Source organism: Ruegeria sp. BF6 (assembly GCF_056538665.1).
This window is the reverse complement of sequence record NZ_JBQFTN010000001.1, coordinates 733,648-745,731: the sequence shown is the minus strand read 5'-3', so window position 1 is coordinate 745,731 and position 12,084 is coordinate 733,648. Positions and strand designations below refer to the sequence as shown.

Sequence of the window (12,084 nt, the reverse complement as noted above, 5' to 3'; positions counted from 1 at the left end):
AATGATATGAGGGCGCCATGCGCATTGCACGAGACCTTGCCGACGCAGTCGGGAAAACACCGCTGATCCGGCTGAAGCGCATCAGTGAAGAGACCGGGTGCGAAATACTCGGCAAGGCCGAGTTCATGAACCCGGGTCAGTCGGTCAAGGATCGCGCGGCGCTTTACATCATCCGTGACGCTGTCGCGCGGGGTGAGCTGAAACCCGGCGGAACAATTGTCGAAGGTACAGCGGGTAACACCGGAATCGGTCTGGCGCTGGTCGGCGCGTCGATGGGGTTCAAGACGGTGATCGTGATCCCGGAAACCCAGTCGGAAGAAAAGAAAGACATGCTGCGACTGGCGGGCGCCCAGCTGGTGCAGGTTCCGGCCGCTCCGTACCGAAACCCGAATAACTTTGTGCATTACTCGCGTCGCCTGGCCGAGGAACTGGCGCAGACAGAACCCAATGGTGCGATCTGGGCAAACCAGTTCGACAACGTTGCCAATCGTCAGGCCCATGTCGAAACCACCGGTCCGGAGATTTGGGAACAGACAGACGGCAAAGTGGATGGCTTTGTCAGCGCGGTCGGCTCGGGCGGTACGCTGGCCGGTGTGGCCGACGCGCTGCAGCCCAAAGGCGTGAAGATCGCTTTGGTCGATCCGATGGGGGCGGGGCTCTATTCCTACTACACCACCGGTGAGATCGCGATGGAGGGCAGCTCGATCGCTGAAGGTATCGGACAGGTGCGGATCACCAGGAACCTCGAAGGGTTCAAGCCCGACTATGCCTATCAGATGACTGACAACGAGGCGTTGCCTTACATCTTTGACCTGCTGCGCGAAGAAGGTCTGGTCATGGGTGGCTCGACTGCAATCAACATGGCCGGTGCCGTGCGTCTGGCCAAGGATCTGGGGCCGGGTCATACCATCGTGACGATCCTGTGTGACTATGGCACGCGCTACCAGTCGAAACTGTTCAACCCTGAATTCCTGCGTGAAAAAGAGCTGCCGGTGCCGGACTGGATGACCGAAGCCCCACGCAGCATCCCCGGCGTGTTCGAGGACGTATGATGCTGCGGCAGGTCCGCCTGTTTCTAGCGCTTTTTCTGGTTTGCTTTGCCATGCTGGGCGGCCCAGTGGCAGCCGAGCTGACCGATCAGCAAAGCGAGTTCTACCAGAATTGGCTGGCAACGGCGGACCGTGCCGAGACCGAGATCGAAGCCGACAGAACGTCGAACGCGGCGCTGGAGAACCTGCGGTCCGAAATCCACAACTATCGTGAACGTTTTAACCAGGCGCGCAGTGCCAATACGGATCGCATCCAGACGCTGGATGCCCAGATCAAGGCGCTTGGACCCGCGCCCGAAGGCGACGCGACCGAGCCCGAAGAAATCGCCAAATTGCGGGCCCACCTTGAGGATCAACTGACCAGCCTGCAGGTTCCGCGGATCATCTCGGAAGAGGCCTTCAGCCGCGCCAACGGTCTGATCAGCGAGATCGACCGGTTGTTGCGCGACAGGCAGAAAAAAGAGCTGCTAGAACGCGGACCATCTCCGATCAACCCGGTTTATTGGGGTCCGGCCTGGACCGACATTGTCGAATCCGTACGCGGCCTGATTGGTGAGTCGGTACAAAACCTGAAGGCCAATATCGTACAGGACCGTCTGCGGGATCGCGGTCTGGGTATCCTGTTCCTGACCCTCGCTGCGGCTGTGTTGCTGTATTACGGGCGCTACTGGTCCGAGGCCGCGGGTGAATACATGCGCAGCCTTGGCGGGCGCGGTATCGGCGTCTGGTCGTTTCTGGTTTCGCTGCTGCGCATACTGCTGCCATGGCTGGGTGTTTGGCTGCTGGTTCAGGCGATCATCATGACCGGTCTTCTGGGGCTGCGCGGCACATTGCTGATCCAGAACGTGCCATATTGGGCCGCCCTTATCTTTTACTATGACTGGATCGGACGTCAGCTGTATCTGGCGCAGGCGGCGCAGAACTTCAATCGCCTGTCCCGCAAGAATGTCACCGAGCTGCGGGTGTATCTTGATATTCTGGCGATCTTTTTGATCGCATATGAATTCGGGCTGTTGTTCGATCAGATCGAGAACATTTCAGACGCAACTCGGGCAGTCATCAGCTTTCCGGTGGTTTTTGGCACCGCTATGATCCTGCTGCGTATCCGCCGTATCCGAACCAGCAGGCCGGCGGAGGACGACGCCGAAGCTAGTGAAACGCCACGCGGTGCCGGTCTTACTCAGATCATCGAGTTTCTGCGCCGCGCTCTATTCCTGCTGGGGATGGCAAGCCCGATTCTGGCGCTCGTCGGCTATACCAATGCGGCCGAGGCGATTGTCTTCCCGGCGGTGAAAACGCTGGTGCTTTTTGCGGCGCTGGCGATCTTCCACCGATTCCTGACCTCGGTTTATGGTTGGCTGAGCGGGCAGGGTGAGTCCGCGCGGGACTCGCTGTTTTCAGTGTTGGCCGGCTTTGCCATCGCCATCCTGACCCTGCCGATTCTGGCGCTGTACTGGGGCGCGCGGCGAACCGACCTGCTCGAAGTCTGGTCTCGACTGCTGCTAGGGTTTGACATCGGTGGCGTCACGATTTCACCCAGCAACTTCTTTACCTTCCTGGTGGTGTTCGCCATCGGCTTTGGCTTGACACGGTTGCTGCAAAGCGGCCTTCGCAATTCGCTGCTGCCGAAAACCAGCATCGATCCGGGCGGGCAGAACGCAATTGCGGCGGGCACCGGTTATGTCGGGATATTCCTTGCGGCGCTGGTCGCCATCATGGTGGCCGGGTTCGACCTGTCGTCGCTGGCCATCGTCGCCGGTGCGCTGTCGGTTGGTATCGGTTTCGGCCTGCAGACCATCGTATCAAATTTCGTCTCGGGCATTATCTTGTTGGTCGAACGTCCGATCTCGAAAGGGGACTGGATCGATGTGAACGGGATGATGGGCTATGTGCGCGACATCTCGGTGCGCTCTACGCGGATTGAGACGTTTGACCGGACCGACGTGATCGTCCCGAACTCGGACCTGATCAGCGGCGTAGTCACGAACTACACCCGCGGCAACACCATTGGGCGGGTCATCGTGCCGGTGGGAGTGGCCTATGGTACCGACACCCGCATGGTAGAGAAAATCCTAGGGGAGGTAGCGAATTCGCACCCGATGGTGCTGGCGCATCCGGCTCCCAGCGTGGTGTTTCAGGGCTTCGGTGCAGATTCACTGGACTTCGAGATTCGCGCCATTCTGCGTGACGTGAACTGGGTGCTGTCGGTGAAGTCCGACATGAACCACGAGATCAATCGCCGCTTTGTCGAGGAAGGGATCGAGATCCCGTTCGCGCAGCGCGATGTCTGGCTGCGCAACCCTGAGGCCTTGGAGGGTAAACCATCGGTACTGCAGCAGAAACCAGAGAGCGACACGGCGAAACCGTCTTCAAATCCGCCATCCTCAGCACCCGTCGAGATGACCGAGGCCGATCTGAGCGACGGGGACGGCGACGAGGTTTAACCGCGTGTGTGGCGGATGTGCGGAAGGTTGAATTTTCGCTTTAATCGCCCCTTGCAAATCCCCCGGCGATGGTCCAAATATCGCGCCCACGGAGAGGTGGCCGAGTGGTCGAAGGCGCACGCCTGGAAAGTGTGTAGGCGGGAAACCGTCTCCAGGGTTCGAATCCCTGTCTCTCCGCCACAAACCCCAGCTGAGGTCCCTGCCATTATTGTGGTCGATTCTATCTCGCCATAACAGTTGCTTTCGGTTGGCTGACTACATTGCAGACATCTGTACTACGAACGGTAAACCCGGTCTTTTGACTTCCATCTCACCTGAGTGAGTGGGCTTGGGGCGCTCCCGAGAAATAATGTGAAAGTGCTGACTGGATTTGCACGCAAAGTGGATGTTCGGAAATAGCTTAGACTTGGTTGCGAGCGATGATTGACTGTTGAGCCTTTGCAACGTAACACGCGTGGCCACAGTCGAGGAGGCTACTTTGGAAGACCGAGTTTTGTTCTTTTGCCACATCCAAAAGACTGGAGGTCAAACGATATGCAATTTGATCCAGCAGGCCTTTGGTTGGGAGAATTGCCTAAAGGTATGGGATCCTGCATTCGGTGCTGATGTTTCGCCGTTAGATTTTGCGGATTTAGAACCCCAAGAGCTAAGAAGGTACAAAGCGATTGTCGGACACCTTCCTATTGGTGTGTTCCTTAGAAATCGTACCGCCAGAAAGCTATTTTACGGTGGGAAAGTCCTGATGGCTGCAAGCGTCAGAGAGCCCGTTGCAAGAATTGTCAGTAACTACAACTATCAGTTGTTAAACCCGCACCTGAAGGGCACTTCATATGAAGTCACACAGTCTCTGGATGAATTTGCGTTGGACGTGCCGGAAAACTTCCAGTCAAGATATCTAATGGATGACCCGTGGGTGAGCATTGACAATATGTTGAAGAGATTCACGGTGTTTCCGATTGAAAACTCAATCCACGGAGTCTCGAGCGTTCTTGAAAAGGAATTTGGATGTCCTCCCGTGGAAACGGAGATTAGGAATCGGACATCAGACTTAGTGGGTGACCAGCGCCTTAAGACAAAACAAGACCTTTCGAGGGCTACACATGCCAAACTGGTCGAAAGGCACTGTGCTGACCGTGAATTGTATGAGAGGGCAGGTGGAAAGGTTGATCTCGACCCGGTGAAATCGACACTATGGTCGCGGTTCCAGAAGCGCTTTGCCGGCTGAGTTACCCTTTTGGGCATTTGCCAGCGAGTTCGGAGAAAAACGTCGAGAAATATCTGACCTGTTGAGGTTAAAAGAAAGAACGGCTGATCGTTTCCCCTGAGACTGGTTGTAATTTGTCTGACTGTACTGCCATCCCACCCATTTCATTGCGCTAGCGTGGCCGACGTCAGACTGATCGTGTGATGCCTCCGTCGACGCGGATGTTTTGGCCGGTGATGTATCCGCCACCCTCCGAGGCAAGAAAGGCGACGGTGGCGGCGATCTCGTCATAGGCCTTGCCATAGCGCTCCATCGGGATGCGGGCCTTCCATTCCGGGTTTTCGGGCAGACTGTCGATGAAACCCGGAAGCACATTGTTCATCCGCACGTTGTCGGGGGCGTATTTGTCGGCAAACAGCTTGGTATAGGCTGCAAGTCCCGCGCGCATCACGCCCGAGGTTGGGAAGACCGGGTCCGGCTCGAACGCGGCGAAGGTAGAGATGTTGATGATCGCGCCGGATTTCTGACCAATCATGATGGGCGCAACGATCCGCGTGGCGCGTACGGCGTTCAGGAAATAGACCTCCATCCCCTCGTGCCAATCTTCGTCGCTGATTTCCAGAACCGGCGCGCGGGGACCGTGCCCGGCCGAGTTTACCAACACATCCACGCGGCCCCATTTGTCCAGGACCGCATCCACCAGTATTTGCATATCTGCGCTGGACCGGTTGGTGCCGGTTACGCCAATGCCACCAAGATTGGCAGCCAGGGCTTCTCCTTTTCCTGAGGACGACAGGATCGCGACGTTGAACTCTTCGGCCGCCAGTCGCTGCGCGCTTTCCGCCCCCATGCCGCTACCGCCGCCCATGATGATCGCGACTTTCCTCTCAGACATGTTTCACCTCCGTTCGATTAATGCAAATGCTCAGGAACCAACATGGTGTGAGGCGCGACGTTTGACCAATCAGTAATTCTGCCTTAATCCTGTAGAAAATCTATTGAATAGGATGTTCGGGTAGTGCGCAAATTACCGCCCTTGAATGCGCTCAAGGCTTTTGAGGCCTCTGGGCGCCATCTGAATTTCAGCCGTGCTGCCGAGGAGCTTGGCGTCACGCAGGGTGCTGTTGCTCAACATGTTCGGTCGTTAGAGGAACTGTTGAATATCAAACTCTTCGACCGAAAGCCCAGGGGTTTATCCCTGACGGATGAAGGTCGGAAATACCTTGCTCCGATCCGCCGGGCCTTTGACGTGATGACCGAGGCAACAGCCAATCTGTCGCCGCAGAGCGCCGTTGCTACAATCAGTACGACACCATCTTTTGCTACACGCTGGCTGGTGCCAAGACTGGGAGCGTTTTCGCAGGATCATCCGGACATCCGGCTCCGTCTGGACGCGTCAAACGCGCTGGCAAACTTTCAAACGGATGGGGTGGATATCGCGGTGCGGCAAGGGAAGCCTCCGTTTGGGCCGGGGCTGATCTCTGAGCCTTTGTTTGCCGCCGACCTGATTACAGTGTGCCATCCCGATCTGGCTTCGGGAGGCAGTCCAATCCGGTCACCCGCAGATTTGCTCGACCATATCCTGCTGGAAGATACGCATGGCCAGTGGCCCCTGTTTCTGGAGGCCGCACTGGGCGAAGTGCCGCCAGCCGGTTTGAAAACCATGGTGTTCAGCCAGACCTCTCTGGCCATCGATGCCGCGATTGCCGGGCAGGGTGTGGCGTTGGCCAACCGTGAATTTGTTGAGGGTGATCTCCGGGCAAAGCGACTGTGCCAGCCCGTCTCGTTTTCGACCGAGGTGCAGGAGGGGTATCACGTCGTTATCCCGCGTGCCCCCAGAAATCTACGGATCGTTGCCGCCGTACGTGCATGGCTGCGTGCGCAGGTCTGACACACCTTGGATTAATCAGGCATCACGATGTGCGAACACCCGATCAATGACGCAAGAAAGGCCTATTGCTGCCATATCCCCGGTGCAAAACTGTGGCAGAATAAAGTGCGGTCACCTTCATCGCAGGTTTTCGGGCCGGGTTTATGTGTCGCGACGGTAACGACCCCCCGAAATCTCGCGCCAACCAATTAGCGAAAGCGGATTGTTAGGATATCAAGAGCCGCAACTAAAAGTGAAACAAAAAATACGAGCAGCCAGTTCCGAAAAAAATGCGATCTGATCGCGCGAATTCGGACGAAAAACTCGGTCGGAGGTTCAATGTTATTGTCCGTTGTCGTCCCCTGCATGAACGAGGAGGCCTCGATACCCATGCTGGTCGAACGGTTGATCGCTGCAACCGAAGGTTGGCAGGGCGACTCCGAGATCGTGCTGGTCGATGACGGATCGACCGATGATACGTGGAACGCGATCTGCGCGCAGTGCAAGGACCACGCCGCGATCCGTGGTCTGAAACTGTCGATGAATCGCGGCCATCAGGTAGCCCTGACAGCGGGTCTGATGGCAGCCAGGGGCGAGCGGATATTCATGCTCGACGCCGATTTGCAGGACCCGCCCGAGTTGTTGTCGGACATGATGGCGATGATGGATCGCGGCTATGACGTTGTTTACGGGCGCCGCAGTGAACGGAAGGGTGAAAGCTGGTTCAAGAAGGTGACAGCCCACGGGTTTTATCGTGTACTGAACAGGCTGTCCGATGTGCCGATTCCCAACGATACCGGCGATTTTCGTCTGGTCACCCGTCGGGCGTTGGACGCGGTGCTGCAAATGCCTGAACGCGCGCGTTTCATCCGTGGGATGTTCGCCTGGGCCGGGTTCCGGCAGATCGGCATCGAATATATCCGCGATCCGCGTGTGGCCGGCGAAACCAAATACCCGCTCTCCAAGATGATCCGGTTCGCCTTTGACGCGTTGGCAAGCTTCTCGATCAAGCCGCTTCAGATCGCGACGCGAATGGCCTTTCTGACCCTCATTGTTGCCGCCCTTATGGCCGTCTACGTGTTCGGATCACTCATTCTGTACAATACGGTCGCCGGTTGGGCCTCGACCGTTCTGATCATCAGCTTTTTCTCGGGCATTCAGTTGCTGACTCTTGGCATCATGGGGGAATACCTGGGCCGTCTTTATGTCGAGGCCAAGGGCCGGCCGCTGTTCTTTGTCGACGAGCAAGCCGGGGATGCGGTCGAGCCCGTCGTAGAACACATAGCCAGACAACAATGACCGAACGCCGCCGCATATTTCGTTTTGCGGTCGTCGGGACCGGGGTGGCTGCCTATTACATGGTGGTTTATCTGGGGTTGCTTCACCTGTTGGGTTCACCCTGGATCGCCAACCTGATTGCCTTTGGATCTGCCATCCTGATCCAGTATGTCGGCCAGACCGCCTGGACCTTTGGCAAGCCTTTGGCGATCCCGGCACAGTTCGGGCGCTTCCTTTGCATGATCGGGGTCGGGCTGGTCGTGTCTTCGGCAATTACCGGGATCATCGGGCCACGTATGGGGTTGCCCGAGACCGTCTCGGCCGCCTCGGTTGTCGTGGTCCTGCCGATCCTCAACTTTGTGATCCTTCGCCTTTGGGTCTATCGCGAGCGAAATTCAATCTAGAGATCAGTCATGTCGCATATCTATTCCAACGAGTTCTTTGACTATATCGATCAGGGCGCGCGGCGTTCCGCTAACAGCCTTATCCGCTGTCTTCAGGCGTGGATCAAACCGGAAAGCGTTATCGATTTCGGATGCGGTCGAGGGGTCTGGCTGTCGGAATGGTCGGCGGCTGGCTGCACCGATATCGCAGGTGTCGATGGTGACTACGTGGACCGCGAAAGGCTGGCCATCCCCACAGGTTCTTTTTTCGGTAAAGACCTTGTTCGGCCGATTGATCTTGGGCGGCGGTTCGATCTGGCCCAGTCGCTGGAAGTTGGAGAGCACCTGCCGAATGAGGCCTCGGTCAGTCTGGTCCAAAGCCTGACGACTCATGCTGATCTGGTGTTGTTTTCGGCAGCGGTGCCGGGACAGGGGGGCGAGTTCCATATCAATGAGCAACCGCTTTCATTCTGGCAGAACCTGTTCGCCGACCGTGGGTACACGGCCTATGACTGCCTGCGCCCGGTGCTGTTCGGCGACACCAGCATCGAGCCCTGGTATCGTTATAATTCGGTGCTCTACGCCAACGAATCCGGTGCAGCAAAGCTGCCGTCCGAGGTGCTGAAGACCAAAGCCGACGGAGCGCTCAAGGAAGTGGGCTCATTTGGCTGGAACCTGCGGAAGATGGTCGTACGCCGTCTACCGCGCACGACAGTCACGGCGATCGCACAGGCTCGGGCGTCGATCATTGCACGCTCCTACGGGGGCAAGGAATGAACACCCGCCCCCTGGAGAATGAGTTCGCACGTCTGTTCGTGCTGTGCTTTTCTTTGCTGGTCCTGGTGTATCTGCCGTTGATCGAGGATCCTTTCGTTCGGCATGATGACTTTCCTGCGCTGCTTGGCACGCGCAAGGCAGCGTTGTTGAAGACGTTGGATGAGGGGCGGTGGTTGAACTACTGGTGGCAATTCCGCCCGGTTTTCCTGCCATCACCGGTCCATTTTATCCTCTATCTGACAGGATGGTCGCTTTTTTCTGCCGCAACAGCGCTGAGCCTTTTGGATCGTGAAGTTGATGGCTGGTACAAGGGGTTTCTTGCCATTTTCGTGGCTCTTTCGATCCCTGCCTATCTGATGTCGTTCTGGTTCAATACGCTGTTGCCGGGTGTTTGGGTGGTCGCGCTTTTTGCGGTGGCGGTCGTCTTTCTTCCGCATCGCACGGTGCTTGCTCTATTGGTTGTGGCAGTGCCGTTGTCCTTTATGGCCTATACGACCTATCCGTTTCTGTTGCTTACCCTGGTTCTGTTGTCCCGCAAGGCGCCCAAAACCTATAAAAGCATGGCGATCACGCTGGGAGTGTTCGTTGTCAGCCTCGCCCTGGGTGTTTTGGCGGTGTACTCGCTGAACTACATCTATCACGGGGTTTTCGGCATTCCGGTCGCCCAATGGCGCGAACCGACCGAAGTGCATTCCTTTGCCGATCTGCTGGCGAACATCGAAAAACAGAAGGATTACCTCTACAAAGCTCTCCAACAGATGGGTGGGGGCGTCGCGAAGCACGGTGTCGTCATTCCGCTTATGTTCCTGGCCGCTTGGCTGGCCTTGTTCATTTGGAACCGGTTTGTTGCCGTTGCTGTTCTTGCCGCCGTTCTGGCGGGGCTGGCACCGCTTGTAGGCAAAGCCCTGATGTCAGGCGTTCAGGTGCCGCTGCGAACGCTGGGCTGGGTGTGGATTTTGTTTGGGTTCTGTATTGTCTCGGTTGCTGTTCATCTGTCGAAGTCCGGCGGCAGGTGGTTGAGTCTTGCCCGCATCGCGATCCTGTGCGTGCTGTTGTTCAACATGCTGGCGATTGCGAAGACCTCGTACTTTGCTTTGCCGCCGTGGCAGTACACCACCAAGGAAATGGCCAACGCTGTACCGGAAGGTACTGAAACCATATATGTCTATGGCGACTACATGGCTATTCACGGTGCGCGGAAGGCGGCAATTCAGCAAACCCGAGGGTTGCGGCTCAGGCTGGCCTATCTGACGGGGGCCACGGTGGTCCTCTGTGACGAAAAGCCAAAGGGTTGCATGGATGTTGAGCCACCTTTCGACGCGAAAGGTTCGGAAGACGTCCCGATCGTCCAACCCGAGGGACAAGATGTGTTCATTCTGTTGCCCGCGCCCGACGCCGTTTCCTGAAACTGTTCGATCAGCGTCCCGTTTGTCGGGCCGGTAAAAGGCCAATTGTAACGGATTTAAGAACGATTTATGTAGAGGGCTGATTTCAGAACCATCGCCCTGACAGGCGTGCGTTTTTGGTTAACAGGACCCGGTAAATATGATTGACCTGAGTGGCCTAACTCCCTTACGGGAAAGCCGCAATTACAAGATTTTCCAGCACCCTGAGATCGAGGGAGCGTTGTTGAAGGTTCGCGTTGATGAGCCGGAACGCAAGCACCCGTTGCCGCGCTATTCGGAATGGCGCTACGGTAATCTCAGGCAATGGAACCGCGAGGCGAATGAATACCTCGCCGCGCTGAACCGGGGGTGTCCTGAAATCGAACGTCTGGCGCGGTTCGCGGGCTATGCTCCGACTTCATTGGGGCCAGCTATCGCGGTGGAAAAGCTGACCGGACCGGACGGGGGACTTGCGCCGACTCTGCAATCTGAACTGGTGAAGTTCAATAAAGACCGGGCGGGGCGTCAACGGTTGCACCAAGAGTTCATGGAGTTGCTGGACGATCTTGAACGGGGCCAGATCGTCGTTGGCGATATGGGGTTTGAAAACATCGTGCGTGCGCAAGAGCGTGGTGGAAAACTGGTCATCATCGACGGTCTGGGTGAAAGGGTGATGTTCCCGCTGGCCCTGTTCAGCAATTGGGCTTTCCGCAAATCGATCCAACGCCGCCGGGAGCGCATGACCAAGGGGTTCAGGCTGGACGTCCCATGACAAAACGCCGGGCTCAGCCTGCGATGCGCAAAGGTATGGCGCTTTCAACCTCTTTTCGGATTTCTTCGATCAGTGCCGTCGCCGCAGGGTTTCGCCTTTTCAGGTGCGTCCGCGCGACATAGGCAATCCTGGGCGGGGTGGGGAACAGGCCGTCAATGATCTCCATATCCGGGGTGACGTGCAGGCCGTTCAGCAGAGCCACGCCCAGCCCCGAGCGCACCGCCGACTGGATGCCGGCTGCGCTGGGGCATTCCAGAACATTGTCGAACCTATGCGGTCCGTGACCCATGCCCCAATGCCGATAAAAGCACTGACTGTCAAAGGACAGGAACGGAACAGAGGCGGTTAGGTCGACACGAAACTCCGGCGATTTGACCCAATGCAGGTTATCTTCGAACAGGATCAAGTCGTCGGGCATTACGTCCTGACGAAAGATCTGCATGACCGCCACATCCAGTTCACCGGCCTTGAGCCAGGCCTGCACGTTTAGGCTTTGACTGGTTCGCGTGCGAACGTGCACTTCGGGGTACAGCCGTGTGAAACGGCCCAGGATGCGGGCGATACCGCTGGTGGTGGTGTCCTCGGTCATGCCCAGGCGGATGGTGCCGGACAAGGGCTTCCTGCCCAGGGCTGCCAGGGCTTCGTCATGCAGTTCGGTGATCCGGCGGGCGTATTCGCACAGCCGCTGACCGGCGTCGGTGAACAGCGGGCCACCGGCGCGGCGGGCCAGAAGATCGCAGTCCAACGCGTGTTCCAGCCTCCGTATCTTGTGGCTGACCGCCGATTGCGACAGTGCCAGATGTTCCGCCGCCCGCGTTACGCCGCCGTGGGCCGAGATGGCGAGCAGTGCGCGAAGGGCATCGATTTCCAGACGTTCATTCATGTTATTAGCCATGACATATTCTAATTGAAAAATGACAAT

11 protein-coding genes and 1 tRNA gene are annotated in these 12,084 nt (G+C 57.3%); 10 read left to right on the top strand and 2 right to left on the bottom strand.

Going from position 1 to position 12,084, the window contains the following annotated elements:
* The first annotated feature begins 17 nt into the window (after positions 1-17).
* From ACR0IM_RS03780 to ACR0IM_RS03765, 4 genes are all read left to right on the top strand, one after another.
* Positions 18-1,052, top strand: a complete 1,035-nt coding sequence (locus ACR0IM_RS03780) for a cysteine synthase A (protein ID WP_480589858.1) — start codon at positions 18-20, stop codon at positions 1,050-1,052.
* Entirely contained in the window at positions 1,052-3,493 is a 2,442-nt protein-coding gene (locus tag ACR0IM_RS03775) for a DUF3772 domain-containing protein (RefSeq protein ID WP_480640554.1), read from the top strand. The genes ACR0IM_RS03780 and ACR0IM_RS03775 overlap by 1 nt, the downstream gene beginning before the upstream one ends.
* A 90-nt stretch (positions 3,494-3,583) precedes the next feature.
* Positions 3,584-3,673 (top strand) — tRNA-Ser (locus ACR0IM_RS03770).
* A gap of 274 nt (positions 3,674-3,947) precedes the next feature.
* Positions 3,948-4,718 carry a sulfotransferase family 2 domain-containing protein gene (locus ACR0IM_RS03765; protein ID WP_480680866.1) on the top strand — a complete coding sequence of 257 codons (771 nt, stop codon included), beginning with the start codon at positions 3,948-3,950 and terminating at the stop codon, positions 4,716-4,718.
* Between the two features lie 166 nt (positions 4,719-4,884).
* On the opposite strand, the gene ACR0IM_RS03760 is transcribed toward ACR0IM_RS03765, so the two are convergent.
* On the bottom strand, positions 4,885-5,592 hold the full coding sequence (locus tag ACR0IM_RS03760) for an SDR family oxidoreductase (RefSeq protein ID WP_480680865.1): 708 nt from the start codon (positions 5,590-5,592) through the stop codon (positions 4,885-4,887).
* A 123-nt stretch (positions 5,593-5,715) separates the two neighbouring features.
* Here ACR0IM_RS03760 and gcvA point away from each other — a divergent pair, with 123 nt between their 5' ends.
* The 6 genes from gcvA (at position 5,716) to ACR0IM_RS03730 (ending at position 11,162) form a co-directional block, all read left to right on the top strand.
* Positions 5,716-6,588 (top strand): transcriptional regulator GcvA, encoded by an 873-nt coding sequence (gene gcvA, locus ACR0IM_RS03755; RefSeq protein ID WP_480590562.1) that lies wholly within the window; start codon positions 5,716-5,718, stop codon positions 6,586-6,588.
* 318 nt (positions 6,589-6,906) lie between these two features.
* A complete protein-coding gene (locus tag ACR0IM_RS03750) occupies positions 6,907-7,866 on the top strand; it encodes a glycosyltransferase family 2 protein (RefSeq protein WP_480680864.1) in 960 nt (319 codons plus the stop codon).
* Positions 7,863-8,249: a GtrA family protein gene (locus ACR0IM_RS03745; RefSeq protein ID WP_480640550.1), complete on the top strand. Its 387-nt coding sequence runs from the start codon at positions 7,863-7,865 to the stop codon at positions 8,247-8,249. Before ACR0IM_RS03750 ends, ACR0IM_RS03745 begins: the two co-directional genes overlap by 4 nt.
* Before the next feature lie 9 nt (positions 8,250-8,258).
* Entirely contained in the window at positions 8,259-9,005 is a 747-nt protein-coding gene (locus ACR0IM_RS03740; protein WP_480680863.1) for a methyltransferase domain-containing protein, read from the top strand.
* The gene (locus ACR0IM_RS03735) at positions 9,002-10,411 is read left to right on the top strand and encodes a hypothetical protein (protein ID WP_480640549.1); all 1,410 of its coding nucleotides are present in this window, start codon (positions 9,002-9,004) and stop codon (positions 10,409-10,411) included. Before ACR0IM_RS03740 ends, ACR0IM_RS03735 begins: the two co-directional genes overlap by 4 nt.
* Before the next feature lie 139 nt (positions 10,412-10,550).
* On the top strand, positions 10,551-11,162 hold the full coding sequence (locus tag ACR0IM_RS03730) for a YrbL family protein (protein ID WP_480640548.1): 612 nt from the start codon (positions 10,551-10,553) through the stop codon (positions 11,160-11,162).
* Between the two features lie 13 nt (positions 11,163-11,175).
* Here the strand turns inward: ACR0IM_RS03730 and ACR0IM_RS03725 are convergent, their stop codons facing one another.
* Positions 11,176-12,057 carry a LysR family transcriptional regulator gene (locus ACR0IM_RS03725; protein ID WP_480640547.1) on the bottom strand — a complete coding sequence of 294 codons (882 nt, stop codon included), beginning with the start codon at positions 12,055-12,057 and terminating at the stop codon, positions 11,176-11,178.
* Between the last annotated feature and the right edge of the window lie 27 nt (positions 12,058-12,084).

Coding starts and splice junctions, on each gene's coding strand:
- ACR0IM_RS03740 (WP_480680863.1), top strand. CDS start 8,259: ATGTCGCATATCTATTCCAACGAGTTCTTTGACTATATCGATCAGGGC.
- ACR0IM_RS03760 (WP_480680865.1), bottom strand. CDS start 5,592: ATGTCTGAGAGGAAAGTCGCGATCATCATGGGCGGCGGTAGCGGCATG.
- ACR0IM_RS03730 (WP_480640548.1), top strand. CDS start 10,551: ATGATTGACCTGAGTGGCCTAACTCCCTTACGGGAAAGCCGCAATTAC.
- ACR0IM_RS03725 (WP_480640547.1), bottom strand. CDS start 12,057: ATGGCTAATAACATGAATGAACGTCTGGAAATCGATGCCCTTCGCGCA.
- ACR0IM_RS03775 (WP_480640554.1), top strand. CDS start 1,052: ATGCTGCGGCAGGTCCGCCTGTTTCTAGCGCTTTTTCTGGTTTGCTTT.
- ACR0IM_RS03745 (WP_480640550.1), top strand. CDS start 7,863: ATGACCGAACGCCGCCGCATATTTCGTTTTGCGGTCGTCGGGACCGGG.
- ACR0IM_RS03780 (WP_480589858.1), top strand. CDS start 18: ATGCGCATTGCACGAGACCTTGCCGACGCAGTCGGGAAAACACCGCTG.
- ACR0IM_RS03750 (WP_480680864.1), top strand. CDS start 6,907: ATGTTATTGTCCGTTGTCGTCCCCTGCATGAACGAGGAGGCCTCGATA.
- ACR0IM_RS03735 (WP_480640549.1), top strand. CDS start 9,002: ATGAACACCCGCCCCCTGGAGAATGAGTTCGCACGTCTGTTCGTGCTG.